General features: G+C 34.9%; 24 protein-coding genes and 1 pseudogene. 9 read left to right on the forward strand and 16 right to left on the reverse strand.

What is annotated here, in order from left to right:
- Nucleotides 1-256 precede the first annotated feature (256 nt).
- Nucleotides 257-577, reverse strand: a complete 321-nt coding sequence (locus ACIQXF_RS13270; protein WP_402783589.1) for an antibiotic biosynthesis monooxygenase family protein — start codon at nt 575-577, stop codon at nt 257-259.
- A gap of 86 nt (nt 578-663) precedes the next feature.
- Between ACIQXF_RS13270 and ACIQXF_RS13275 the strand changes: the two genes are divergently transcribed.
- Nucleotides 664-1350: an ArsR/SmtB family transcription factor gene (locus ACIQXF_RS13275; protein WP_402783590.1), complete on the forward strand. Its 687-nt coding sequence runs from the start codon at nt 664-666 to the stop codon at nt 1348-1350.
- A gap of 25 nt (nt 1351-1375) precedes the next feature.
- Here the strand turns inward: ACIQXF_RS13275 and ACIQXF_RS13280 are convergent, their stop codons facing one another.
- On the reverse strand, nt 1376-2278 hold the full coding sequence (locus ACIQXF_RS13280) for a DMT family transporter (protein ID WP_402783591.1): 903 nt from the start codon (nt 2276-2278) through the stop codon (nt 1376-1378).
- Between the two features lie 165 nt (nt 2279-2443).
- On the opposite strand from ACIQXF_RS13280, the gene ACIQXF_RS13285 reads away from it, so the two are divergent.
- From ACIQXF_RS13285 to ACIQXF_RS13295, 3 genes and pseudogenes are all read left to right on the forward strand, one after another.
- Nucleotides 2444-3115, forward strand: coding sequence for a response regulator transcription factor (locus tag ACIQXF_RS13285; RefSeq protein WP_402783592.1), 672 nt, complete (start codon nt 2444-2446; stop codon nt 3113-3115).
- 104 nt (nt 3116-3219) lie between these two features.
- Nucleotides 3220-4356: a sensor histidine kinase gene (locus ACIQXF_RS13290; RefSeq protein ID WP_402783593.1), complete on the forward strand. Its 1137-nt coding sequence runs from the start codon at nt 3220-3222 to the stop codon at nt 4354-4356.
- 279 nt (nt 4357-4635) lie between these two features.
- Nucleotides 4636-4815 (forward strand): annotated as a pseudogene (locus ACIQXF_RS13295) (transposase); the annotation flags it as partial.
- A 130-nt stretch (nt 4816-4945) separates the two neighbouring features.
- Here the strand turns inward: ACIQXF_RS13295 and ACIQXF_RS13300 are convergent.
- The 5 genes from ACIQXF_RS13300 to ACIQXF_RS13320 all read right to left on the reverse strand — a co-directional run bounded on the left by ACIQXF_RS13300 (nt 4946) and on the right by ACIQXF_RS13320 (nt 8020).
- Complete coding sequence (locus ACIQXF_RS13300; RefSeq protein WP_402783594.1) at nt 4946-5518, reverse strand: ferric reductase-like transmembrane domain-containing protein; 573 nt, start codon at nt 5516-5518, stop codon at nt 4946-4948.
- Nucleotides 5519-6394: an FAD:protein FMN transferase gene (locus ACIQXF_RS13305; protein ID WP_402783595.1), complete on the reverse strand. Its 876-nt coding sequence runs from the start codon at nt 6392-6394 to the stop codon at nt 5519-5521. It abuts the gene before it with no gap.
- 37 nt (nt 6395-6431) lie between these two features.
- Nucleotides 6432-6674 carry a hypothetical protein gene (locus ACIQXF_RS13310; protein WP_402783596.1) on the reverse strand — a complete coding sequence of 81 codons (243 nt, stop codon included), beginning with the start codon at nt 6672-6674 and terminating at the stop codon, nt 6432-6434.
- Between the two features lie 12 nt (nt 6675-6686).
- The gene (locus ACIQXF_RS13315; RefSeq protein ID WP_402783597.1) at nt 6687-7352 is read right to left on the reverse strand and encodes a copper amine oxidase N-terminal domain-containing protein; all 666 of its coding nucleotides are present in this window, start codon (nt 7350-7352) and stop codon (nt 6687-6689) included.
- 170 nt (nt 7353-7522) lie between these two features.
- Nucleotides 7523-8020 carry a S4 domain-containing protein gene (locus ACIQXF_RS13320; protein ID WP_402783598.1) on the reverse strand — a complete coding sequence of 166 codons (498 nt, stop codon included), beginning with the start codon at nt 8018-8020 and terminating at the stop codon, nt 7523-7525.
- Between the two features lie 531 nt (nt 8021-8551).
- Between ACIQXF_RS13320 and ACIQXF_RS13325 the strand changes: the two genes are divergently transcribed.
- The 3 genes from ACIQXF_RS13325 to ACIQXF_RS13335 all read left to right on the forward strand — a co-directional run bounded on the left by ACIQXF_RS13325 (nt 8552) and on the right by ACIQXF_RS13335 (nt 10922).
- Complete coding sequence (locus ACIQXF_RS13325) at nt 8552-8989, forward strand: LytTR family DNA-binding domain-containing protein (protein ID WP_402783599.1); 438 nt, start codon at nt 8552-8554, stop codon at nt 8987-8989.
- A 12-nt stretch (nt 8990-9001) separates the two neighbouring features.
- Nucleotides 9002-9439 carry a DUF3021 family protein gene (locus ACIQXF_RS13330; protein ID WP_402783600.1) on the forward strand — a complete coding sequence of 146 codons (438 nt, stop codon included), beginning with the start codon at nt 9002-9004 and terminating at the stop codon, nt 9437-9439.
- A 178-nt stretch (nt 9440-9617) separates the two neighbouring features.
- Nucleotides 9618-10922 (forward strand): alpha/beta hydrolase family protein, encoded by a 1305-nt coding sequence (locus tag ACIQXF_RS13335; RefSeq protein WP_402783601.1) that lies wholly within the window; start codon nt 9618-9620, stop codon nt 10920-10922.
- Between the two features lie 553 nt (nt 10923-11475).
- On the opposite strand, the gene ACIQXF_RS13340 is transcribed toward ACIQXF_RS13335, so the two are convergent.
- The 3 genes from ACIQXF_RS13340 to ACIQXF_RS13350 all read right to left on the reverse strand — a co-directional run bounded on the left by ACIQXF_RS13340 (nt 11476) and on the right by ACIQXF_RS13350 (nt 14755).
- Complete coding sequence (locus ACIQXF_RS13340; RefSeq protein ID WP_402783602.1) at nt 11476-13197, reverse strand: MFS transporter; 1722 nt, start codon at nt 13195-13197, stop codon at nt 11476-11478.
- Between the two features lie 24 nt (nt 13198-13221).
- Nucleotides 13222-13758 carry a PadR family transcriptional regulator gene (locus ACIQXF_RS13345; RefSeq protein WP_402783603.1) on the reverse strand — a complete coding sequence of 179 codons (537 nt, stop codon included), beginning with the start codon at nt 13756-13758 and terminating at the stop codon, nt 13222-13224.
- Nucleotides 13759-14143: 385 nt separating this feature from the next.
- Complete coding sequence (locus tag ACIQXF_RS13350; RefSeq protein WP_402783604.1) at nt 14144-14755, reverse strand: class I SAM-dependent methyltransferase; 612 nt, start codon at nt 14753-14755, stop codon at nt 14144-14146.
- 157 nt (nt 14756-14912) lie between these two features.
- Between ACIQXF_RS13350 and ACIQXF_RS13355 the strand changes: the two genes are divergently transcribed.
- Entirely contained in the window at nt 14913-15299 is a 387-nt protein-coding gene (locus tag ACIQXF_RS13355) for a gamma-type small acid-soluble spore protein (RefSeq protein WP_402783605.1), read from the forward strand.
- Between the two features lie 186 nt (nt 15300-15485).
- Here ACIQXF_RS13355 and ACIQXF_RS13360 read toward each other — a convergent pair whose 3' ends face one another.
- The 3 genes from ACIQXF_RS13360 to ACIQXF_RS13370 form a co-directional block, all read right to left on the reverse strand.
- Nucleotides 15486-16115: a hypothetical protein gene (locus tag ACIQXF_RS13360; protein WP_402783606.1), complete on the reverse strand. Its 630-nt coding sequence runs from the start codon at nt 16113-16115 to the stop codon at nt 15486-15488.
- Nucleotides 16109-16756: a 50S ribosomal protein L3 gene (rplC, locus tag ACIQXF_RS13365; RefSeq protein ID WP_402783607.1), complete on the reverse strand. Its 648-nt coding sequence runs from the start codon at nt 16754-16756 to the stop codon at nt 16109-16111. Before rplC ends, ACIQXF_RS13360 begins: the two co-directional genes overlap by 7 nt.
- 86 nt (nt 16757-16842) lie before the next feature.
- Nucleotides 16843-17892 carry a Cfr family 23S rRNA (adenine(2503)-C(8))-methyltransferase gene (locus ACIQXF_RS13370; RefSeq protein ID WP_402783608.1) on the reverse strand — a complete coding sequence of 350 codons (1050 nt, stop codon included), beginning with the start codon at nt 17890-17892 and terminating at the stop codon, nt 16843-16845.
- 196 nt (nt 17893-18088) lie between these two features.
- Between ACIQXF_RS13370 and ACIQXF_RS13375 the strand changes: the two genes are divergently transcribed.
- Nucleotides 18089-18235, forward strand: coding sequence for a hypothetical protein (locus ACIQXF_RS13375; RefSeq protein ID WP_402783609.1), 147 nt, complete (start codon nt 18089-18091; stop codon nt 18233-18235).
- A 20-nt stretch (nt 18236-18255) separates the two neighbouring features.
- Here ACIQXF_RS13375 and ACIQXF_RS13380 read toward each other — a convergent pair whose 3' ends face one another.
- The 3 genes from ACIQXF_RS13380 to ACIQXF_RS13390 all read right to left on the reverse strand — a co-directional run bounded on the left by ACIQXF_RS13380 (nt 18256) and on the right by ACIQXF_RS13390 (nt 24899).
- Complete coding sequence (locus ACIQXF_RS13380) at nt 18256-18459, reverse strand: hypothetical protein (protein WP_402783610.1); 204 nt, start codon at nt 18457-18459, stop codon at nt 18256-18258.
- Between the two features lie 424 nt (nt 18460-18883).
- Complete coding sequence (gene ant(9), locus ACIQXF_RS13385) at nt 18884-19681, reverse strand: aminoglycoside nucleotidyltransferase ANT(9) (protein WP_402783611.1); 798 nt, start codon at nt 19679-19681, stop codon at nt 18884-18886.
- Nucleotides 19682-19937: 256 nt separating this feature from the next.
- Nucleotides 19938-24899 (reverse strand): S-layer homology domain-containing protein, encoded by a 4962-nt coding sequence (locus tag ACIQXF_RS13390; RefSeq protein WP_402783612.1) that lies wholly within the window; start codon nt 24897-24899, stop codon nt 19938-19940.
- Nucleotides 24900-24902: the final 3 nt, after the last annotated feature.

Below are 24902 nucleotides of genomic sequence, written 5' to 3' on the forward strand. Positions count from 1 at the left end.
GAAGATACTAATATCGGTGAAGCATTTCCCCTCCTAACAAAAGATATACTGATCAATAAAGCCCCCCTTGTCTTTTGCACAAGACAGGGGGTTTTTACTTTGCCACTGTTCGAACCCCCCTCCTTTTTCGTTCATTATTGCTATCCAACCTTTGATTCAGAGTTTCTTCCTATTTAATTATAACTTTTTTACATCTTTTTAAAGATACACAGATTGTAATGGAGATGGACATGAATGGAGCAAAATTTTCATATCTCTATTTAAAATCTTCTTTGCTAAAAGCATAATCTTTCATGACTTTACAAATCTCTACATGATATTGCTTGTACCATTTCTCTTTACCGAATTGTTGTGCTACTAAATGCTTGGTATTGTCTTTCCATGCTTGAATAGCCTCTAATGATTCCCAATAGGACACAGTAATTCCCTTTCCGTCGGCATTTCTAGCACTTTCCACACGAAGAAAACCTGGCTGCTTTTGTGCTAATTCATCCATTATTTCAGCCATCTTGCCATAGCCTTCTCCGTCTACCTCTGTTCTTTGAGATGTAAAAATTACCGCATAATAAGTTTCCATAAATTTCTCCTCCTCTGTTACTTTTATTGTAAATGATAAATACTTCGATTAAAATCGAAATATGAATGTAGAAAGGAATGTGACGAATGAGCATTAATCCAAATATAGCTGAAATTGCATCTCTACTTGGGGAAACTTCAAGAGCAACAATGCTCGCAAGTTTGATGGATGGTCGTTTTCATACTGCAAGCGAACTAGCATATATGGCTGCCATAAAACCGCAAACTGCTAGCTTTCATCTTGCTAAACTAGTAGAAGGAAAACTTGTGAAAGTTGAGCAACAAGGTCGCCATCGATATTTTCAGTTAGCAGGATCAGAAATTGCCCAATTACTAGAATCCTTTTTAGCGATTTCCCCTCCCCCTGAAGTACGCTCTTTAAAACAATCCAGCCAAATTAAATTATTACAAGATGCAAGAACTTGCTATGATCATTTAGCTGGTAAACTAGGCATTCAATTAACGGACTCATTGGTGACGGCGGGTTATTTAAAGCTTGAAGAAAAACAATTTCTCATCACCTCAAAAGGCGTAAAGTTTTTTACAGACTTCGGTCTTGATTTAGATGATTTAAAAAGAAAGCGTCGATCATTTTCCCATGCATGTTTAGATTGGAGTGAACGACGTTACCATCTAGCTGGTGCACTCGGTCACGGATTACTTACACATTTATTACACTTAGAATGGATTACTCGTATCCCATCCATTCGAGCCATCAAAATCACCGAAAAAGGACGAACTGGCTTTAAAGAAGTTTTTCACTTTGACATTTAATATCTCTTTCGCGGTAAGACTAGATTTATCGATTATCAATTACAATCTTTCCACGGATATTTTTCATAGCCGAAGTAGAAAAGTTACGATTCACTAAAAAGATACCAACAAGAATAAACATCCCACCTACAACTAATGATGGTTTTAACGGGTCATCTAAAAGTAGCCAACCTGTTAATACACCAAAGAAAGGCGCTAAAAATAAAAAGGAACTCGTCTTTCCTGGATCGCTATTTTGTAAAAGATAGTACCACCCCGCAAATTGTACAATGGATGATAAAACGCTTAACCATAATAAAATAATGATTGAATGACCATTAATAATAAAAAATGGTTGTTCTAACACGACACTAGCTAGTAAAAGTAATAAGCCACCAAATAGCATTTGATAAGCAGATAAGATCCAGATATCAAATAATACACCCCACTTTTTAGCTAACAGTGTCGCCATTGCCCAAAAAATAGCCGAAAAAACGCCAAAAATAATACCTATTTTAAATTCAAATTGTGCTCCCATCGTAATTATAACACCCATTAAGCCCAGCAAAACGCCACACCATTGATATAATCGATAACGTGCTTTTGTAAATAAAGTAGCGAATACGACGACGAGCAATGGATTTGTAAATGTTAATATAGATGATTCACTTGCGGTAATAGTACGTAGGCTTAAAAAAATACAGCCCATAACGCCAGCGGTTTGAAAGGCTCCAATTATTAAAATTTTCATCCAGCTTTTTGATGAGGTCGGGTGTGGCCTTTTTAAGGCAACTACGATGACAGCCATCAAGGCCCCCGCTAGTATAAAGCGTAATGCAGCTAGCAACAATGGTGATGAATACGGCAACCCTAATTTGACAATGGCAAATGATGATCCCATGAGAAAAGTCGTTAAAACTAATAAAGCTATAAATTTATAAATATTCATTGTTATCCCCCATTTCTACTTCTAAGTTCATTATAAATAGGAAAAACTACAACTGTTATCGAAGTATGGAATACATAAAGTTATTGATGAGAAAGGGATTTTTCAGTTTCTTATCACTTTTTACGCGTATAGTTAGTTGAATATGGTAAATAGGAGGAAGCTACCTTGAGAATATTACTTGCAGAAGATGATGCACGACTAAGAAGAAATATCGTTCATATTTTAAAGAAAGAATTTCACAATGTCACTGAGGCAGAGAATGGGCAGGATGCGCTAGACCATACTTTAGCAGAAAAATATGATCTTGTGATTTTAGATTGGATGATGCCAAAACTTAGTGGAATTGAAGTCTGTCAACAGTTACGAAACACTGGATTTAATGGTAGTATTTTAATGCTGACCGCAAAGGATGACACAGAAGACATTATTAAAGGACTGGATAGTGGCGCAGATGATTACATAGTAAAACCATTTAAAATGGAAGAACTATTAGCAAGGGTTCGCGCATTACTCCGAAGAAAAGACAAAGTCATTGAACAGGTCATCCAAATAGATAATTTACAACTGCATGTAGATTCCCGTGTATTTTTGTACAATAATAAAGATATTGAGCTAACTAAAAATGAATTTTTGCTTTTAGAATATTTATTTATTAATAAAGGTCGTGTGCTAACAAGAGAACAAATTTGTATTTATATATGGGGCTACGATTACGATGTTTCGAATAATTCTTTAGATGCTTTAGTAAAGCTTGTTCGAAAAAAAATTGATGATGGCCAATCCAAATCACGTATTCAGAATGTCAGAGGTATTGGCTATAAACTGAGGGATAACTAATGTTTCATACAACGAGGAAAAAATTATCTTATTTATATGCAACGCTTTATTTTTTATTGTTTTCGCTATTCGTTATTGTTATATATTTTTCACTCGTTAAATTAATGGAAAGTCAACAAATATTAGAATTAGAAGATTTCTACAGTAAGCAAGAGCACGATTTTTTTGAACATGCTCATGCAAACAGACAAATTTTAAGCTATGACCCAAACCGCAATTTTTTTTACTACATTTATACAAAGGATCACAAGTTTGTCCATGGTGATGAATCCTATAAAGGACTGAAAGAACAGATTGAAAAAGTATTTGACAATAGTGAACCAAGTGAAGAACTTAAAAAACATTATGAATGGCAAAAAGAACATTTTTTGCTTGTAAAAAAGCCAATTTTCAACAACGATGCGGTAGAGGGATATATAATTGTTGGTAAATCTGTGACATCACAGCAGCACTTTTTCCAAAATGTAAGGTATTTACTAATATTCTTAACTTGTATTTCCACAGTCTTAATTGGACTACTGAGCTATTATATAGCAGGTAAAGCGATGATACCCATTCAATGGTCATTTAATAAGCAAAAGAAATTTGTATCCGATGCCTCTCATGAATTACGAACACCACTAAGTATTTTTTATAGTTCACTAGAAATTTTAGAATTAGAGGAAGCTAAACAGTTAAGCCCACTTGGAAAAGAATTAATTGCCGAATTAAAGGATGAGGCTGAAATAATGAAGGAGCTAATAGATAAACTGTTATTCTTAGCAAGACACGACCAGCAACAGGTTGCCCTTCATAAAGAATTAATATCATTATCTACTTTACTCGAAAAAGTAAGTTTAAAATTTCAAAGGATTATGCCTTCTGAAATAAAGTTTTCTACTGAAATTCAAGAAAACATTGAGCTTCATGGTGATGAATCGAAAATACAAGAGCTGCTTTATATATTATTAGAGAACGCGATTAGATATACAAATAGCGGGAAAATAACACTTACACTTTCAAAGAATCAAGAAGCTGTAAAAATTACTGTTGCCGATAGTGGGATTGGTATGACTGAGCAGGAATTGCCTTTAGTGTTTGAACGATTTTATCGAAGTGATGCTTCGCGTCAACGAAATGGCACTGGTTTAGGCCTTGCCATAGCAAAAGCAATAGTTGAACAGCATAATGGAAAAATTTACGCAACAAGTAAAGTTGGTAAAGGCACTACATTCCATATTGAATTCCCTCTTAAAAATTGATCATCATAAAATGCTTAATCAGTGGGGATTTTCATCCCCACTGATTTTAGTCTTAATATGGGTTTTGTGGAGGTAATCTTCACCTAATATCTTTCATTGAGTTTTAGTGATAGAGGCTGGGACAAAACCTCAATAAATAACAAGAAGCCTGGGGAATTTTACTGTTCGTAAAATTCCCCAGGCTTTGTATTTGAACATATAAATTTTGATAAAAAGAAAGGACACCTTCTGATAAAATTAAAGTGACCAAACCATAACCAATCAGAAAGAAGTGTCCTTATGTTTAGAAATTATAACATGAATCAAGTTGTTTTACCGCTAGATTTAGAAATAAAACTTCAAGAAAATATTGCCTACGCCATCCATGACTTAGTGGAAAGCATTCCAAATGAAGCGTTCGATTTATTTCTTCGAAGCACAGGTTGCCCCGCCTATCACCCACGAACAATGGTGAAAATTGGAAATAAATTTTTGGAAATACACTGTCATTAACAGAAAAATAGGGTAGAGAAAATAGAAAGACTTGGTCAAACAAGAAAAAGAGAAATCGAAAAGCATCGATTTCTCTTTTTTCTTGAATATCAGCTAGTTATGTCCCAGCCGATTCTTTATTATTATGTGATGTTGAACCATCTGTTTTTTTCTTCAGCTGACTTACTGTTCTTGCTACCAAAACCAACAAAGTAAGACCAGCAGAGATTACATAAAACATGATTATTAAAGGATTTTCCGAATCTGTTCCAATAAGCACCCCATGGGCAAGTGATAAGACCCATGCTGGTAACACAAGAAAGTGAATTTTTTTCCATAAGGAGCGATTCATTGTTCGAATCCATAAATCAGATGTTATGATTACCATTATAAACAAATAAAATGCTATTGTTCCAAGTGCTGATGATAACGGCTGATAGTTAGCTGAGAACGGAATTAAAATCTCTGTTAAACGATAAGGCTCATAACTATCAATTATCAGCACAAGCATATGGGCTATCACAGTGATTAACCCTAACCATCCTGCATTTTGGTGTATATGATAAATTAAATTTTTATGTGATTTTACAAACGATGATTTCCTCAATAAACCAAATATAATGGAAATTGTAAAGTAAAAATACGCTAAAAACCCTAATAAGCGAATCCATTCCCATGTACTTATAAGCATTTATTTCACCCCTGTCATTCTCCAAGAAGCTGCTTGCCCTTCTTTAACAATAAAACGTGCACTTTGTTGACAATTATTTTCGAACCATTGCTGCAATTCATCCTCATTCATAAGAAAGCAGAGTTTTGCACCAACCTCTGCATCACATAAAGAGGATGTAACCACTGAAGCTTGTAATACTTCTGTATCTGCGATTTCACCTGTTTGACCGTTCAATAAATGATGTTTCTTCATTGGTCCTTGTGTCCAGCTTCGATAAACTCGATTAGATGTAGCAATGGCCCCTGTTTTCATTTTAATGGAGCTAATTTCCTTATCGATATTCCAGGCATCTGCAACTCCGATTGTCCAAGTTTTTTCTCCAGAAGACCACATTTTCATATCCCCTCCACCGTCTATTAGTCCGTAGTCAGAGGATACCTCTTGCTCAAGCCAATTCGCCAATTTTTCAATGGCATACCCTTTAGCAAATCCGCCTAAATCAATTTCCTGCTGGGCTACCTTCATCACTTGCCCACCGTCTAAAAATTGGAATGGTTGATCTACAATCAGAGACTGATTTTGAAATGCCTTGCTTTTAGCAAAGTCAAACGGGAAAGATTGATTGTAGCCATGCTGTTCTAATTGGCGTTTAAGATACGGTGAAAATAAACCATTTGAAAGTTGATAATATTTATTTGCTTGCACTAAACAATCAAATAGAGACGAACTAATACGTAACGTTTCTCCAACTTTTAAATCATTTAGTTGTGACAATTCATTATTTGGTTGAAACCTTGACCATTCTTGTGCTACATATTGAAGCCATTTCTCTGCTTTTTCTTTCCACTTGAAGTGCACATCTTTTGGCATGGCTAAATAAAATTCTGTATTCATTATGTGTAAAGTTAGTGTATCCACACGACCAACTCCATTAAGTTCTTTTTGTTTTGCGCTCGCTTTTGACAGCGGGTTGACTTGTAACTTCAAAGTTTGTCCAATCAAGCTGCACTAGCTCTTTTTCTCTTTTTGTCATATTTTTTTGATCTACATCCTGAATATTATTTGTACCTGTAGTTTCGGCTTGTGTTGGACTGTTCATCTGAGTTAGTAATACTGCAGATAACAGAATCCCTGACGCACCTAATACCCATTTTGATTTTTTCGGATCTTTCATAGTGCTTCCCCCCTATTTCATAATTGGCTGGCATATAAACGTTTGATTATTTTCCTGCCATTCCGCTATATAGCCTAAGCCATTCGTTATTGTACTAATAGGTACATACAATTCTTCATTTACATAAAATGCTTGTGCAGGAGATGGTGTTTTCACCTTGTTATCATAGACAACATTAGTTCCAGCACGGAAAATTAATTCATTTGCTTGATCTTGGATATCTAAAATTTTACTTGCTTTGTAAAAGGTTGCTTTTGCTCCTAAAACCTCTGCTACCATTTTTCCTGGTACAAAAAATTCTCCGTCTTTTGGAATAACAAAAAGGCTCTGCTCCTTATTTGTACCTTCTACCTTTACCGTGACCTTTTGAGAGTTTGTGAAGGGTAGTACTTCTTTATCTGCTGCAACTGTTTGTGTCCAAATATTCCAAGTACCTTTTTCAGTTACAGCATCTTGGTAGTAGTAAGTTTCACCTTCTTTTTCATCCTTATAATAATATTCCTCTTCGTAATCGTCATCGTCATCATCGTCGTCATACTCTTTATATTCTTTATACTCTTTATACTTTTCATATTTCTTATCTTCTTTTTTGTGATCATCTGCATGCACGACTACGTCATTTGTTGCAAAACCTGCCAATATTAGAGCTACAACAAGACTAATTTTTTTCATCTTCATCTACAACACTCCTTTCCTTTGATTTCATTGTAGGTTTTAATAATGATACGAGACTGAATTTTTAAAACAAATTTTCACATACAAAAAGCCATTTCTATAGACAGATTACTCTGTACTTAGAAATGGCTCATAATGCAATTATTTTTAATACGTAGAGTACTTAAAATCTTTCAGTCAATGAAAATAGAAATGCGTTCACCCTTTGACAATCTTGAACTAGATTTAATGACTTGATCATTTAATTGAATCGTTCCTTTGTCAATGTTTTTGATGATCTGTGACCGGCTCCAATCTTCAATTTGGTTTGCAAGCACTTTATCAATTCGATGTTTACCTGTCACATCATCTAGTACAATGTGTATCACCTTTATTCCTTGTTCTGCTAAGCTAGATATCGCAATCGTTGACAAAATTGAAAATTCCTCTTTATGGTCCTCCATTTCAGCGATGTGCTCTGAGAACGTTTTATATATAGCTAACTTCTTGTTCCACGTATGATTTTTTTCACATTTATAAATTGCATATTGGTAAATATTTTTTCCATTTGCGTTATGCCTTCGTACATTTGTATCTGTAAAAACAGATACTTTCCCACACATTTTGCAGTGCTTCTTGACAGTTTGTTCTGATAATTGAGAAAGCTTCCAGTGGAATGTAATATTTAACATTAATCCTTCACCTCTTAAGATAAAGGTACGCAAGCGCCTATTTGGATATCTCGTAGTACAATGTAAAATTTATTGTATCAATAAAAAAGGAGATCCTACACAAGGACCTCCTGACGCATTGAGACTACAGGGTTGCTACGTTCCTTTGTAATGAGAAAAATGGGCATACTACCCCCTTGAAAAAAACATTGTTTTTTTGAGGGCAATGCTATCCAATTTATTGATCATTACAAAGTAAATGTTGGCATACGTGTTCTCCTGTATCCTTTCTATCCAAATAGAGTTATCCCGATATTACCATATACTTACATACAAATACAACAATTATTAACATGCCCTTTCTCCTTCACTTGACTTAGCAGATTCTGGATACTATCATAAAATCCAAACGCTAATCTGATAAAATGTAAAAAAAGATTGTATATGGAGGTGTTATCATTAGGATAAACAAGCCTTTTTAGCGGTGCTTCATTTGTAAGTTTATACAGAATCGAGTAAACTGAATTAATTTGAATTTTCGTGGGTGATAATATGAAAATTTCACTAGAAGAAATAAGCCAAGAATTAGAAGAAGAGATTGTTATTAGGTGTCATGAGGTTGATGACGAAATTTATGACATCATCAAAAAGCTAAAAACTGAAAATCCCGTTTTACTCGGACATCAAAATGATAGTATTCACCGCATTAAGCTTAGTGATATCTATTATTTTGAGGCAGTCGAGGGCAAAGTTTTTATTTACTGTAAAGACAACGTTTTTGAGGTAAAACAAAAACTATACGAGTTAGAGGAATTATGCAAAGGAAAAAACTGTTTTCGCGCATCGAAATCAACTATATTGAACATCACGAAAATTTCATCTGTTTATCCGACCATAAGTGGTCGATTCGAAGCGGTGCTAGATAATGGAGAACGTACTGTTATATCAAGGCAGTATGTGCCTGTCCTTAAAAATATGCTTGGTTTGTAAAGAGGGATACATATGAATTTTTTTGAATTTGTAGTACAAAAGATAATTAAAAATTTCTTTATCATCTTCGCATCTATAATCATGATTGTTACTATATTGCGACAAATATTTTATCCTGATATGGCCTTTGATTTGAAATCGATTTATATCATTATGGCAATTTCATTTTTAAGTGCATTAACGGGATTTATTTTATATTCTCCTAATGATCTAAGTGAGAAGAAAATGCGTATAAGGATTATAATTCATTTCTTCACTTTGGAGATTTTATTGATTGTCCTTGGCAGCGCTATTAATCTTGTAGATGGTGCATTAGGTATAATCAGTCTTGCACTTCAAATTGCCGTAATCTATATCATTGTTCGTCTTCTGTCATGGCGAAATGATAAACAAGATGCAAAAAAAATCAATGAAAAACTAAAGGCATTAAAAAAAGACTTTGGTGAGTAGTCAAGTAAATCAACAAGCAGTAGTTGACTGCAGCAAATTATCTTACGGTAAGTATTAATGCTTACCGTTTTTTTGCATCTTATTGGCTTGTGAATACAACTTACCGTTTTTCCATATACATCCTCCCATCTGTTTATTATGATGATTTCATAAAAAATTATGAAGTGGAGGAACGATTATGGGAATATTACTATTATTAATAGCTTTGATTTTTGAGATTGCTTTTGCCATCTACTGCATAGCGACTAAGCAAAATCATAAAAAAATAAAGAGTTGGGTTAGGGTTACTGTATTTATTGTATTTGTAATACTTACTGTTTCATCGGTGATTGTCTGGAGTTTTCGCTGGGTCATGCTTGCTATAGTACTTTTTATTTTGGCAGTAAAGGGAACCATTTCTCTTATTCATAACAAAACTAATAACCATAAATACAAAACTTCATCTATTGTGTGGAAAACCATTATTACGATATTGGCATTGGTATTTGCTTTTGCACCTACAATTGTTTTTCCGCAGCATCCATCACCAAAAGTGACAGGAGAATATGAAGTCGCAACAGCTACTGACACATATATTGATAAGAATCGTATTGAGGAATTTACTGATAAGGGAGACAATAGATTTGTTAATGTGGAATTTTGGTATCCCAAAAAGGGAGATGGAACATACCCTCTATTGGTATTCTCACATGGGGCAATGGGTATCAAGATAAGCAACAGATCAACGTATACTGAGCTGGCAAGCCACGGTTATGTAGTCGTTTCAATTGATCATCCCTATCACTCCTTCTATACTCGTTCAGAGGATGGAACCGTAGCTATGGTCAGTTCAGATTTTCGCCAGGAATTCGAAAAATATACGAATAAAGGCGTTTACTCGAATGAAGAAAAGTACAATATCATTCAAAAATGGATGAAACTGCGAACAGACGATATGAATTTTGTTATTGATACAATACTTACAAAAGCCAAAAGTGATAATGACCCTATTTATCAACATATCAATACAGAGAAAATTGGTGTGTTTGGACACTCAATGGGTGGTGCATCGAGTGTTTGGTTAGACAGAGAGCGTAATGATATAAGTGCAGTTGTAAATATTGATTCCCCGTTCTTTAGTGAGCTTGTTTATAAGAAAGAAATGGATGATTTTGTAGCTAGCAGCAAAGACTTTACGACCCCACTTCTTAACATTTATTCTGACGATGTATGGGGACAGCTCGAGAGCAACTCCATTTTAATAGCAAACAACCCCAAAAATGAACACTTCAAAGAAGCATATACTGTTCATCTTCAAGGGGCAAAACATTTAAGCTTGACCGATTTACCCCTTTTCTCTCCTATACTGGCAAATATTCTACAAGGAGGAAAAGCCGACATTGATCAATCTTACTGTATTGAAACTGAAAATGAATTAATTCTTGAATTTTTTAACTATGAATTAAAAGGCATTGGTCATTTCGATCCCAAAGAGACATATTGAACAAAATTTCTGTCGTAACTGGCACTTTGTGGTCGTTATTGAGGATACGGCGATCAAAATTTTAATAGAGGAAACCCAAAGTCTAATTGGGCTTCCTCTATTAAACTATTCGAATTAGCGAACTTATCAGAGTGTTCATTTTTTCTAGCCAAATCACAAACGAAATAAGAATTAAGAATAAACGCCCCCTGCTAATGACTGCGTCGTAAAACTAACTTAGCTACTACCATCACCTGAGAGAGCACCGTCAGAATCTCCTGTTACGTCAATTAAAACATCAATTTGCGTTTTGTACGGGTGGAAGTCTCTATCGAATCAACTATTTGAGCGGTACCGCTAATTAACCAAACTTCCATACCAACCTTAGTAAAGAAAGAGCAATGATAACAAAGTCCTCACATAATTTTTATAACTTTCTGAATTTTAAGAATAAAATACAAACGTTCAATCTTTCTTACAAAGCTAATCATTTTCTTTAAGCGGTACAGAAACCGTTTATTCATACTTAAGATGCTAAATCTTAAGGCAACAATTTACAATACATTTTGTCCTTTTATCTTTCAACTTCAAATTTTCTATTACGAAACATAAAAGCCACTAAACTACAGAGAAAAATAATTGGTACACTCACTTTATATAAATCTGTAAAACTTTTTGCCATTTCTTTTTCAGCGTAATGACTAATATCATCCGAGAATGAATCAATTTCTCTCCTTATGCCCTCTATTTTTTCTTCAACCACTTTCGTTACTTGATTTGTAATTTCTAACCGTTTTATTTCTCTGTATTCTACCGGGACTTCATTTAAAGCATTATTTACTTTCTCTTTAATCATGCTTTCCTTTTGTTGTTGACTTATGCCCATATTTTCAGTTCCAAGTTTCTTTTCTATATTCGACTCTAAGTCCTTGTTTTGTATTCTATCCCTTGTTACTGTTAATATTTGCTCTTGCTCCACTTTATCGATATGAAGTTCATGCACTTTTTCTTCCGCATAGCGATAAACATTTTCTTTATTTATTGATAAATTATGAGTCAAGCCTGATACAAAAATAGCCACAGCCAATACAATTCCTATTTGTCTAAGCATGGACACAACACTTTGGGAAGCAGTTAATAATTCACCCTCAAATGTAGAGGCTGTTAATATAGTAATTGGCCCAACAACTAAACCATATCCAACACCTAAAATCATACACGGAATAATTATTTCTTTACTTGTTGAATCTACTCCTATCATTTGTAAACAATAATAAGCAAAACTCATAACTATAAATCCCACTAATATAACCCGAACCTTACCAAGCTTCTTCATAATTAGTGAACCAAATGGAGAAACTAGAAATATCATGGCAGAAATAGGTGTCACTAGAAAAGCTGCTTCAATTTCTGTTCGGTGTTGTATTTTTGTGAGAAACGTAGGAAGTAAAACAGTTACACCAATTAAAAACAAATTACTAAGTATTACCACAATAGAAGCCCCAACAAAAGTACGATCTTTAAATAGCAGTAAATTTATCATCGGTGATGTAACTTTTCTTTCAACTAAGATAAATAGAATAAAAGAAATAGCACTGATGATATAGCAAATCCATGCAAAGTTACTCAGCCACCCCCATGTATTCCCTCTAACTAAAACAAGTGTGAAAAAGAAAATAGCAAAACTAGAAAGTACTAATCCAGTCCAATCAATTTTAGCAACTACTCGTTCTTCATTCTTTATCTTTAACATAATGAAACATAAAACAACACCAATGACACAAATAGGGAGATTTACAAAGAATACCCATCTCCATCCAAAATTTTGTGTAATAATACCTCCTAGTACAGGACCTATGGCTGCCGATAACCCTTGTGTCACTCCTAAAATCCCAAGCGCAATATGCCTTTTTGCCAATGGAACTGCCGATACTCCAATTACCATACTTGTTGGAAACAAAACAGCAGCTCCAATACTTTGAATAAAACGAGAAAAAATTAGAAAATCCCCCGTATTTGCAAGAGCACATAACGCTGAACCAACTCCAAAAATTATTAAACCTAAAATATATAATTTTGCCTTTCCAAAGATATCAGCGACCCTTCCTAGAGGTATCGCTAATACCGCAATAGACATCGTATATACATTCAAGATCCAAGACATTTTCTCCAAAGATGTGTTCACATCAGTCTGTATTGCTGGTAAGGCAATATTCATAATTGTCGTATCAATCATACACAAAAATATCCCTAAACACATTAAGAAAACGATTTTGAATCCTTTTGGTTGCTCCATAACTTTCCCCACCCTCATGAAACTTTACTTTTCATCTCTTTTTTCTTGTATTGTTAATTGCGCTAATTTATTTTTTAATGTTTCAACTTGTGCAGTATAAGATGCAATCCCAACATCTAATGAAATCTCTTCCGCAAATGTAATGCCTTCTTTCCACTTTTCATATTTTAAAAGAAGATCTGTAACATACGCCTCTTTTCTCTCAATTTCTTCTTCAATCCACTTTTTCATTGTTTGGGTATCAGTATAATTCCCAAAGTACATCCGCATTAAAAAGTCAGAACGTAGAACATCCTTCTCTACATCTGTCTTCATATATTGATAAAACTCTTCCCTTCCTTCATCTGTTATGAAATACATTTTTTTATTTGGCTTACCTTCTTGCATTACAACCTCTTTTTTTATTTTCCCCTCTTTTTCTAACTGTCTTAAAGTCGGATAAATCATTCCAAAACTGCCATCAAAAAAATACGTAAATACTTCTTCAAAAACTATTTTTATATCATAACCAGATAATTCTTTTTCCATGAGTAACCCTAAAACAACATCTCTTCCTTTCAAAATAAGCACCTCACACAGTTATATAATCAACAATCATATAAACATTGTTAATATGATTGTTGATTATATAAGAAATTTATTATTTTGTAAAGTTTAACCACTAAAACCAAATAAACTGAAAGATGTTGCCCAACAAGAAACGAATATTGAAAATTAGACCATTTAAACCTGAATTAAACGCTTATATCTGTTTAACAAAAACAAAGACTGAAACCAATATTGGATTCAGTCTTAAATGTGTATTTGCATGAACAAATAAACTTTTGACTTTATTAAAATGGATTTTAGCAATGATTTCATTTTTCACTTATTACCACACTTGTAAAGCCATTAGAACGACCGCCTGTTTTTCCATGTTTGAAACTGAAATATTTAAGGCCATTCTTTACTGATGTCCCCTTTTCGAATCAAGAATAAACATAGACGCATCTTGCCCCATGAATATTTTATTTCCTTTATAAAAAGTTTTGAATTGAATATCCCTATACCCTATTTTTGTCATAATGTCGGTTAGCTCTTCTAAATTAAATCCGTTATGAACAATGTCTGAAACTATATTTTCATTTTTATTAAAATCTACAATCAGTAAATGTCCTCCTTCTTCAAGAACATCAATTAATCTTGATAAAACTAGTTCAACATCTTGAATATGGAGTAGAACCTGAGCCATAAAAATATAGTCTGCATGTAAATCCGTTATAGTTTCCTTTTCCATATCAAAGCATAACGTATCTACATTTTGAATATTAAAATTAGTTACTTTTTGCTTTATCTGATTAACCATGTTTTGTGATGTATCCAGAAAAAGCATTGAATTAAACTCATCTAACAAGTTCATTCCAACAAGACCAGTTCCACACCCAAAATCAATAGCATTCTTACTTTTAGCGTCAACTAAATAATCCCGGATAGCATCAGATGATACCTTTGCAATTTGAATCCTTTCAGGAGTGTCATAAATATTAGCTATCATTTCAAACTTATCAGTATTTCCCATAGTTATCTCTCCAATCAGGCTTAATAAACTAACCTATATACTTGCCATTTATTTAAGATACGATTCTGCAAATCATAATTCAACTAATTGCTTCGTTACCTCATTATAATAAATCTACGAATAATAAAGCATCTTCTGCACAGACTAATTTCAGGAGGTGAAATCCATGAATAACAACAATCAAAACTTTAATCAAAAAATCCCAAATGCAATGAACTCGATGAACGAAGAGTTCGGGAATGAAACTGATGTGAATCAAATTAGACAACAAATCCAACAAGCAGAAGCTAACAAAAAACAAGCTTCTGGTGCAATGAATTCGATGAACGAGGAATTCGGGAATGAAACTGATGTGAATCAAATTAGACAACAAATCCAACAAGCAGAAGCTAACAAAAAGCAAGCTTCTGGTGCAATGAATTCGATGAATGAAGAATTCGGGAATGAAACTGATGTGAATCAAATTAGACAACAAATCCAACAAGCAGAAGCTAACAAAAAACAAGCTTCTGGTCGATTTGGAAATGAAAACGGTACAAAATAAAATGAATATCATCCCTAACCGGCAACCTTTTTTCTGCCGGTTTTTCCATATTAGGAATTGTCATTTTGTTGATATAGAATACATATCTCAAGTGTTTCTTCACTTGACGTAAGAAATAGAAAAAATCCTTCCAAAAAACTTGGAAGGATTCATCAAATTTCTTATTTCTTTTTTAGACAAGCGAAATTATAAATAAGTTTCAATTGACGCTGCTTTTTTCAATTCGAGAACAAAGGATTTATATTGCTCTTCTCGCTTTTCATATTCAAGGATAATACGAATGTATTCCTTTTGTATTTCCCCGTTTTCAGGTGAATTTTGGTATTCATGTTCAATCTCTTCCTTGGATACGCTATTGTCTCCCAACTGATTATCGATAAATCGTTGTATACGCAATTCTTGCAATACTAATTCTTCAATCTCCTGTTTAGAGTATTCTTCCGATACATCGATTCCAAACTCGTCAAATAATTCTTGCATACAAACAGTAATTTGATCTTTCTCAGGTTCCCATCTAGAAATACTTCTATCCTCATTCATTTTTTGTGAAATAAGCTCATGTTCAATGACTGATTCAAGGGCACAATAATAACTCTCAAGAAGGTCTGATGAAGACATTTCAGAAGGTATGATACCCAACTTCATGTCGTTAATCAGCTCAATATTTAAATAGTTTAAACTTATTTCAAAGTCGTTAACTCTCGCTACGATGGGCGGTAGTTCAATTTTATCATTGTCTGTCAACATCAAAAAATCCGTAATAACTACATGATCTCTACTAATACTTTGGCCGGTATTATTCTTTTTATTTAACACGAATCATCACCATTTTCATTCAATTTTTTAATTGCAGTTTCTATTTTTACAAACGACTTTTTAGCTCCAGGAATATTTCCTTTAATTAACAACAAGTTTCGTTCACTATCAACCTTTATAATTGTAAGATTTTGAATAGTGGTCTGTTTTCCACCCATACGTCCGGGCATTTTTTTTCCTTTGGCCACTTTCATGCCATCATTTTTAGCGATAACACCTATGGAACCAGGAGCTCGATGGAATCTTGAACCGTGAGATGCAGGACCTCCACTATGTCCATGTCTTTTAATGACACCTTGAAATCCTTTTCCTTTAGATATAGCAGTAACATCTATTATGTCACCTTCTTGAAATATATCTGCACTAATACGTTTTCCAACTTCTAATGATGCTCCACGAATTTCTTTAACAAATCTTTTAGGATTGGTATTTGCCTTTTGACTTCTTCCAATTTCAGCTTTGTTTGGATTTTTCTTATCAGAAAATCCAATTTGAATTGCATCGTATCCGTCACTTTCCAACGTTTTCTTCTGTAACACAACATTCTCTTCCACTTCAACAACTGTCACAACTATAGGATCTCCACTATCACTAAACACTTGAGTCATGCCTATTTTTCTTCCTAAGATTCCTTTTATCATAAATATCCTCCTAATAATTTTGATGTATTGTTAGTAATAAACTATTAGGGGACTTCCCACGTTCTAAACATTACTCTCACCCTTATTTATTGGTTATTGTTTTTTTGATAGTTTCCATACAATTGACCACAAGCAGCATCTATATCAATGCCAAATTGACTTCTAATGGTAACATTAATCCCTGCTGACTTTAATTCTTTATAGAAGTTTACAACATGATTCTCATTTACTTCTTCAAACCTTATAGGTGAACTAACAGTTGGGTTATATCTAATGATGTTTACATGGAACAAGTTCCCTCTCTTATATCTACCTCTTAAAAGGTTTACTACTTCTTTTGCATGTTTAATAGAATCATTAACTCCTGGCAACATAATATAAGCAATATAAACTTTTCTTGAGGTCACACGTATATGCTCATCAAGTGTGTCCATTACATCCAATAATGGATAGCGCTCATTTATTGGCATTAGCTTGCTTCGCTGTTCATTAAAAGGAGAATGTAATGAAAACGTCAGATTGACCTGCGGATAGTTTTGGGTCATTTTTTTAATGCCTGGAATAATACCTATAGTCGAAATAGATAACCTGCGAGGACTTAACGCAAACAGCTCCGGATTTGTAAGTACATTTAAAGCATCAAAAACTTGTACATTAGCTAATGCTTCTCCCATTCCCATAAAAGAAATACTATCAATTGAATGTCCTTTTAAGTGAAAATACAAAATTTGGTCTGTAATTTCATCTGACGTTAAGTTGCGTTTTAAACCTATATCTCCAGTTGCACAAAATTGACAACCAAAATTACAACCACACTGTGAGGATATACAAAATGACTCCCAACCAGCTTTATATTTCATATTTACCGTTTCTATTTTTTCATTTCCTGAAATTCCAAATAAAACTTTTGTAACTTGTTCAGAATGTTGTGCTTGTAATGCAGTAAGGTTTAAAATCGATTCGCCAAACTCCTGTATTAACATTTTCCTTAGGGATTTAGGTAGAACCGTTATGTCTTCGAAATTATTTATTCTCCCTTGGAATATAGCATTTGTGATTTGATTCATTCTAAAATTAGGAAATCCATTCTGCTTCAAGAACTCTTGAATTCTTATATATTTGTTTTTTTGTTGCATGTTTTCTCATCCTTCCATAAAACTCTCGTTTGTTGAGTAGATAGAAGGGAGTTATTATCTAGCCTTTTTAGGGCACAAAAAAACACCGACATAATTATCGGTGTTACGCTTAAATAAAATTACGCACAAACAAATCAATTTCGCCTTGGCGTAATTGCGTCTGGATTTTGAATTGTGCGAGCACAATTCAAAATCCGTGGCATCCACCAGAGGCATTGGCCAACGTGATGTTGGTCACTCAGTCGTTACCACAGGACGTGGCGTTTTTAGACTGAGTTCCTCTATTTCAGTAGGTGTTTGGACACTCACTGAAAAAGTAATCAACATCGCATTCAGCTGCTGAATGAAGATAAAACAAGGACATTATGTCATTGTTTTATAGTTTATTTGCCGTAGAGAAAAAGCTCCGATAACTGTTATTGTATGGGTATTTGGCTTAAAAAAGGACAGACTACTCCCTTTGTGCGCCAAACGATTTCCAACTTTTGCAGTTTTACCAAACAAAATTCTAAAAACAGTTATCATTGCTTTCACCTCTTTCTTGTCAATATTAGTATTAAGTACCATATCATAAACATTCCCCTATGTAAAGTATCAATTATGCCTCAGCATAATTGCGTCAGGAATCGATTTTGTGCTTAGGCCTGCAGATGTTTTTTGTGCGAAAGCGTAGCGACAGCAACATGGTTTTGTCTGTGCGAAAGCGTAGCGACAGCAACAACATGATGCAGGTCAGTTAGCAACCTGCTTCATTTGTTAAATCGTGTAGGAGGGGGGTGTCTAACCCCTGACCTCATCTTACTTTGAATCTCTTCCAAATGTTGTTTAGTAGCCATTATTAGTTAAGTACAGAATAAAATTTCAGCTAAGTGAAAGGTGGTTTCATAGGTTTATTAAAACAACTTTCCCTTTACTTCCGTTTGAGGATTCTTCTATACCTCATTAATGATAAGTTCCGGAAAATGTGCACAAAACTCCCATTATATTGTTATCACTTTTCCTCGGTCTGGCAAAGACACGATTCTATAGAGTTTTTCATATGATTAACGAGTGCTGTCACCTCAAAATCCAGTCCTTCCCACTTATCAACATATTCTCCTCGATACGCTTTTCTGGCTAAGTTGAGTATAGAAGAATATTCTTTGGGCAACCGTGGTGAAGCCCATTTTGCAGCCACATCTTTTGGAGAAATTTCACCGATAGACACTGTCTGCCACATTCGAGCTAGGGTTAAAATTACATTACGCTCATCCCCTTTGATACCCTCAATCAATCCAGGCGAAGACTCCTTAATCGCTCTTCGAATATCGGTCATCGGGACGGGGTCAAGTATATCTGAAGCATCAGGACCAAATAGAGAAATGCTATTCTTTCTCACTTGTGCTAAAACAATAGCCAAATCTGGGTCATAGATTGGTTCCTGGATTTTTCCTTTCTCAAACTCACTTCTGAGCCACTCACCATAGATAAATTCATTTTTTGGTGGATATAGCCAAGGTACAACATCGCTAAGGTTTATAACCGTAACTTCAAGTGGTCTCACAAAATCTGCATTCCCTATTTTTCCAGATATAAGCATTAGTCTGTCTGTTAGTTTTTTTCGTGTTACTTCAGTTAAACTATCATTCACAACCACTAGGACATCTACATCACTGTTTATGCGTAAGCCACCATTTACTGCAGAACCAAAAAGATATACCCCTACGATCGAACTTCCAAGCAACTCCTCTAAGATTTTTAATGCTTGTATCGCTTGTTTAGGTATTTTTTCGTTACGTAAATTGCTCATCAACAACAAACTCCTCTCTTCTGATTTTGTTCGCCTAATGTACGTTTAATATTGGTTTCATTGGTATACATTAAATGACCGATTTCTGAACAAAAGAAACACTTTATACAGACCATTTCATCAAACTTTAACATAAATTATCGTACTTTTTTTCAAATGATCGAATAAAAAGAAACGGATTTGGAAATTATGTATCTTCCAAATCCGTTTTTTACTTAATAAAAAGATATTTTTCCGGTAATTATCTTTCATGATTTCATTTCGTTGTAGCTGCTTGAATTTCAAAGAATGCCCAATGCTCACTTGGAATATCCTTAAAGATTTGTTCTGTTTCCTCAGTTGGTATTGGACGATTAAAAATTCGATTTAGTACCTTTACTGCCTGTGCACGTGTTAGTTTCTCTTCAGGTCTAAATTGACCATTACCTGAGCCAACCATTATACCTATCGCGCTTATGTGATTGATTTCCTTTGCTGCCCAATGTGTGGACGCCACATCACTATACGTTTTGCCACTTGCCTTCATTTCACAATATGGGGAAGCTGTAGCCCCCTCTACACATTGCTTCTCAATCCACCTTACAGCAATGACCGCCATTTCGGCTCTAGTAATCATGTCATTCGGAACAAATGAACGATCTTGGCGTCCTTGCATGATTCCTTGCGTACGTATATACTCAATGTCATTTCTTGCCCAAGAATTAGCTGTATCTGCATAAAATAAATTAGATGCTTCTGGTACATGATTGTCACTTAGGTTTCTTGCCAACATTGCTGCCATTTGCGCACGAGTGACATCTGCATTCGGACGGAAAGTGCCATCTGTATAGCCTTGAATATATGAGGCAAATGTTCTGTTTACCTCTATTGGTTCTCTTTCGGGTTGTTCTTCTTCCTGCTCTTGTTCTACATATAGTAAAGAAAAAGTAGAAAAGTGCTGTACATCAAAGACAATACCTGTTTGCCCTTTAGTAAATTCTACAAAACGCCCACGTAATAATTCGGCTGATCCATTACTATACTCTACGTAAACCATCATATTTTCTTGTTGAGCGGATGTTACGTTCGCTGGTAATGGCAACAGCAATGTTACCTGACGATTTTGTAAATTTGTATCAATAGCTAAAGGTTGACCAACGAGCCTTACATTAGCGCCATTACTCTGTTGTGATACTATTTCTGCTTGTTTAGCCTGATCTTCGATAGCTTTCTGCAATAGTGCATCCCTAATCGGTATAATTCGGAAGTAAATATCTTCATTGAAATCATTCATTGAAGCAAAAGGAACATCTATTTTGACAATTCCCATATCTATACCGAAATGTGATTTGCCCTCCGTTAATCGCTTAGCAGCCTCCCTAGCAAGTATCACCTTTGTTTCACTTGCAGGTTGGTCCATATCGGGCATCACAAGTCGAGATCTTTTTTCTTCCTTACTCGCTAATTTCCGAAGAAACTCGTTTGCATTTGCAACTGTAAAGTTTACTGTATCCTGGAAGCTACCGTTACTAAATACACGTGTTAGCACTGTTTGTAGGAGCACCTCGTCTGGCATACTCGGATCTACAACATTTACCTTTAATTGATTACTTGGTGCAACAGAGCCAGGACTTGGGTCAGGTGTTGGAGTAGGACTCGGGGTTGATGACCCTCCATCTCCGGGTACATTGTTTTTTGACCATAAAGCATACAATATCAAATTCTCTTTCCCCATTTGAATAGTTTGCCCAACTTTATAAGTAACACCTTTTCCATCAGCCTTCGTATTCCATCCTACAAATGTAAATCCTGCTTTCATTAAATTACCTGTATTACCCAGAACTGTGATTGTCTCCTGAGTTATATACTGCTTTGCATCTGTAGGTACTTTCCCTCCATCAGCCCCATTACCGTCATACGTAACTGTGTATGTTGGCAGTGCGCTAGTCGTAAAATTCCAAGTAGTGTCATCAGTAATACCCTCATACGCATTACCCGCTAAATCAGTAAAGGCTCCAGCATCAATTTGAATGCTGTAAGAAATATTTTGGGCCAAATCCACTGTAGGATTTATTGTCACAGTTTCATTAGTAATAGAAACATTTGCTTGTGTAACACCAATTGTTTCGACAATTTGGTTATCCGCAGCATTTCGAATGATAATGTTTTTACTAGTTACAGGTAAGATCTTTTCATTAAATGTTAACACGAGATTTTCTGTAGGCTGAACATTAATTGCCTGATGCATTGGGAAATAGGTTGTTATTTCAGGTGCCTTTTTATCAAACACCACAATTGTTCCTGATGAAACCTCTGTTACCTGTAAGCCATCATTCCCCGCTAAATCTTGATAATCAATTGTAAAGCTAATTGGTCCCTCTGAGTCTCCGGGCTTCAGCGTATAGCTTGCTTGCCATGTTTTAGCATCCCCATCACCTTTATCGGTTACATTTGCTGTTTGTCCTAAAATCGTTACATTTGGTGATACAATGTCCTCACTTGACTCAAAATCAATTGTGATAACATCGTCTACTTTAGCAACTGCTGGATTGGCATTAGTTGAAACCATTGTCACCTTCTTTACAGTTGGCTTTATACCATCGACAATGACATAGCTTCCGTCAGTTACGTCAGTTACCTCTGTTGCTGAATTGCCTTGTAAATCTTTAAAGTTAATGGTAAAAGGTGCTGTTCCCTCTAAATCACCATTCGCTATAACATATGTTGCCTGCCAGTTTGTGATGGCTCCCGTTACAGTTGCAGTTTTCCCCGCAATGGTAACTGTTGGTATTTGGATATTTTTATCTGTTTTCATTGTTAATGTGATCGTATCTCCTACCTTAGCCTTTGTAGGATCCAGATTATTCGATTTGATCTTCACCTCTACAGCTAGTGGCAGAGCTTTATCAATCACAAATGTAATGGTTGTCGTATTACCTGCACTATCTGTTACTACCAAAGTATAATTTCCGGATGTACTTACAGTGGCTCCACTTGTGAAGACAGCTCCATTCAAGGTAGCCGTTCCTTCATTAAAGCTAATTGTTACATCAGTGTTGTAAACACCGTTATTTGTAACCCCAATTATGACTGGAGATGTTGTATCTAGCACAATTGTATCTGAGAAAACAATCGATATATTGCCAGCAGAATCCCTTAGTTGCATATATACTGTTTTACTACCTTCCCCATTTGACAACGTCCAATTTTTCGATGATACTTTTGGCTCCCAACTAGACCAAGTAGTACCATCATTCGAAAAGCGCATTTCTATCGCTTCTCCTTCTAAATCAGTTGCTGTCATTGTTAAGGTAACATTAGTAGAACTTGTATAAGCTGCTCCATTATTTATCACAATTGAGCCTGTTGGTGCGTTATTTTTAGTAATCTGGATTGTAAAGTCCTTATCAAACGTATTGCCAGCCTCATCTGTTACTCTTATCGTAATCTTATAACTATTTTTCGTATCGTATTCAAACAGCATATTTGTCTTTAATACATTTCCATCAATCGTAAAGAAGCTTGTATCCCCAGACTGTAATGAATACGTGAATGTTTGTGAGCTTCCTGCATCTGTTGCCGTCAATGTTCCAACAGTTGTACCAAGGGGTTGCTTTTCTTGTACAGTAGTATTATTGAGTTCAATATCAGTAGGAGGTGTGCCATCATAGATTATTTGTAATTCATTTGATGCTTTATTTAATGCACCACCACTATTTGTAACAACCTTTTCAGGAATTTTGATTTTCACAGCTCCATCTGCAATTGGTGATACTAGGGCTGTATATGTGTTACCAATTCCTGCTAAAGATGTAACATTTCCATTTGTAACATCTATATCCGCAACCGTAAAACCTGTCACTGACCCACTGAAAACAATAGCTATAAAAATCGGAATACTATTTGTTGGACTAGGCTTATTTGATGAAATTATCACGTCTGGCCGTGCATTGACGACTAGATTCATCGTATAGACAGTACTAAAATCAATACCATCGCTTACCTTAAATGTAAAAGCTGAAGAAGAGCCATTTTCGGTAATATATTTTAATTCACCTGCATCTAAATCTGCCTTACTAATTGTTGTACCATTTGCAATAGCTTCCCCAGCATCAAATTGCTGATTATCATTGCTATCTAGAAAGAGCTGTCCGCTATTAGGGATTGCATTGATTTGAATCTGTTGCAAAGTATCCCCAGCATCTTCATCAGAAAAAGCGAAGGATGTACTATTAAATGTATACACTTGGCCCTCGTTTACATTTACGGTTCCATTACTAGATATTGGTGGTTTATTTAAGGAAAGGGTTGTTACCTGCTGCATCGTATATGCACTCTTATTGCCATCGGTATCTTTGACAATAACATTAAAATAATAGGTTGTATTGGCAGCAAGACCAATCACAATAAAAGAATTAATATCTTTGGCATAACCGCTTACTAATGGTGTCCCATTCGATTCAATTGCATTAACCGTATCAATATTGTTACTACTAGATTGATAGACCCGATATTCTAAATCCCCTTGAGTTGTTATATCGTCAGATGCTTTAGCCCAGTCCAACTGTACTCCTGATGTAGTAATATTTGAGGAAGTAATAGCACCATTTGTAATTATCGGTGGATTATTATTTGGAATAGTAGGATTATCTATCATAAACTGTGTAAACACCAAATCCCATAATCTTGCCCCCATTACGTCTATTGGTTGAACACTAGCAGTAATCTCAAAAGAATTAATCCCTTCTAAATTAATAGGAACCACATTGATCGTTTCATTCGGTTTACTTCCATATTCAATTGGAGATCCCTTCTGAGTACCTGAAATATCAAATCCTTTGATTTCGATAGTAAATAAATCTTCAACAGGATAAGCATTAGTAGTTTGAAATGTCAAACTTTTTAAATCAAATATGCCATTTGCAAATCCATCTCCAGCAGAAATTCTAATCGATTTTGTTGAAGTTTCATCTAGATTGAAAGAATGACCAACAGGGGGGAGATTACTATACTCAAATGAATTAATGCCATCATTTCCTGTAACACCAGACACTTGAAAACCATTTGTTGCATCACTGATCCAATTTGCTTCTGTTAAATCCTGTATACACTTCGGGAAATTAGATGGATCACAAGCAGCAGCCTCCGCTTTTAAAGGTGACACGAACCCTATTCCTGCCAATTGACTATAAACAATTAACACCAAACACAAAGTTATTGTTAATATCTTTTTTGCCATTCT

The organism is Lysinibacillus sp. NPDC097231 (assembly GCF_044761885.1).
GTDB lineage: Bacteria > Bacillota > Bacilli > Bacillales_A > Planococcaceae > Lysinibacillus.

Excerpts from the sequence above, each read along its gene's own strand:
- ACIQXF_RS13270 (WP_402783589.1), bottom strand. The coding sequence starts at position 577 with ATGGAAACTTATTATGCGGTAATTTTTACATCTCAAAGAACAGAGGTA.
- ACIQXF_RS13275 (WP_402783590.1), top strand. The coding sequence starts at position 664 with ATGAGCATTAATCCAAATATAGCTGAAATTGCATCTCTACTTGGGGAA.
- ACIQXF_RS13280 (WP_402783591.1), bottom strand. The coding sequence starts at position 2,278 with ATGAATATTTATAAATTTATAGCTTTATTAGTTTTAACGACTTTTCTC.
- ACIQXF_RS13290 (WP_402783593.1), top strand. The coding sequence starts at position 3,220 with ATGGAAAGTCAACAAATATTAGAATTAGAAGATTTCTACAGTAAGCAA.
- ACIQXF_RS13300 (WP_402783594.1), bottom strand. The coding sequence starts at position 5,518 with ATGCTTATAAGTACATGGGAATGGATTCGCTTATTAGGGTTTTTAGCG.
- ACIQXF_RS13305 (WP_402783595.1), bottom strand. The coding sequence starts at position 6,394 with ATGAATACAGAATTTTATTTAGCCATGCCAAAAGATGTGCACTTCAAG.
- ACIQXF_RS13310 (WP_402783596.1), bottom strand. The coding sequence starts at position 6,674 with ATGAAAGATCCGAAAAAATCAAAATGGGTATTAGGTGCGTCAGGGATT.
- ACIQXF_RS13315 (WP_402783597.1), bottom strand. The coding sequence starts at position 7,352 with ATGAAGATGAAAAAAATTAGTCTTGTTGTAGCTCTAATATTGGCAGGT.
- ACIQXF_RS13320 (WP_402783598.1), bottom strand. The coding sequence starts at position 8,020 with ATGTTAAATATTACATTCCACTGGAAGCTTTCTCAATTATCAGAACAA.
- ACIQXF_RS13325 (WP_402783599.1), top strand. The coding sequence starts at position 8,552 with ATGAAAATTTCACTAGAAGAAATAAGCCAAGAATTAGAAGAAGAGATT.
- ACIQXF_RS13330 (WP_402783600.1), top strand. The coding sequence starts at position 9,002 with ATGAATTTTTTTGAATTTGTAGTACAAAAGATAATTAAAAATTTCTTT.
- ACIQXF_RS13335 (WP_402783601.1), top strand. The coding sequence starts at position 9,618 with ATGGGAATATTACTATTATTAATAGCTTTGATTTTTGAGATTGCTTTT.
- ACIQXF_RS13340 (WP_402783602.1), bottom strand. The coding sequence starts at position 13,197 with ATGGAGCAACCAAAAGGATTCAAAATCGTTTTCTTAATGTGTTTAGGG.
- ACIQXF_RS13350 (WP_402783604.1), bottom strand. The coding sequence starts at position 14,755 with ATGGGAAATACTGATAAGTTTGAAATGATAGCTAATATTTATGACACT.
- rplC (WP_402783607.1), bottom strand. The coding sequence starts at position 16,756 with ATGATAAAAGGAATCTTAGGAAGAAAAATAGGCATGACTCAAGTGTTT.
- ACIQXF_RS13370 (WP_402783608.1), bottom strand. The coding sequence starts at position 17,892 with ATGCAACAAAAAAACAAATATATAAGAATTCAAGAGTTCTTGAAGCAG.
- ACIQXF_RS13380 (WP_402783610.1), bottom strand. The coding sequence starts at position 18,459 with ATGGTACTTAATACTAATATTGACAAGAAAGAGGTGAAAGCAATGATA.
- ACIQXF_RS13390 (WP_402783612.1), bottom strand. The coding sequence starts at position 24,899 with ATGGCAAAAAAGATATTAACAATAACTTTGTGTTTGGTGTTAATTGTT.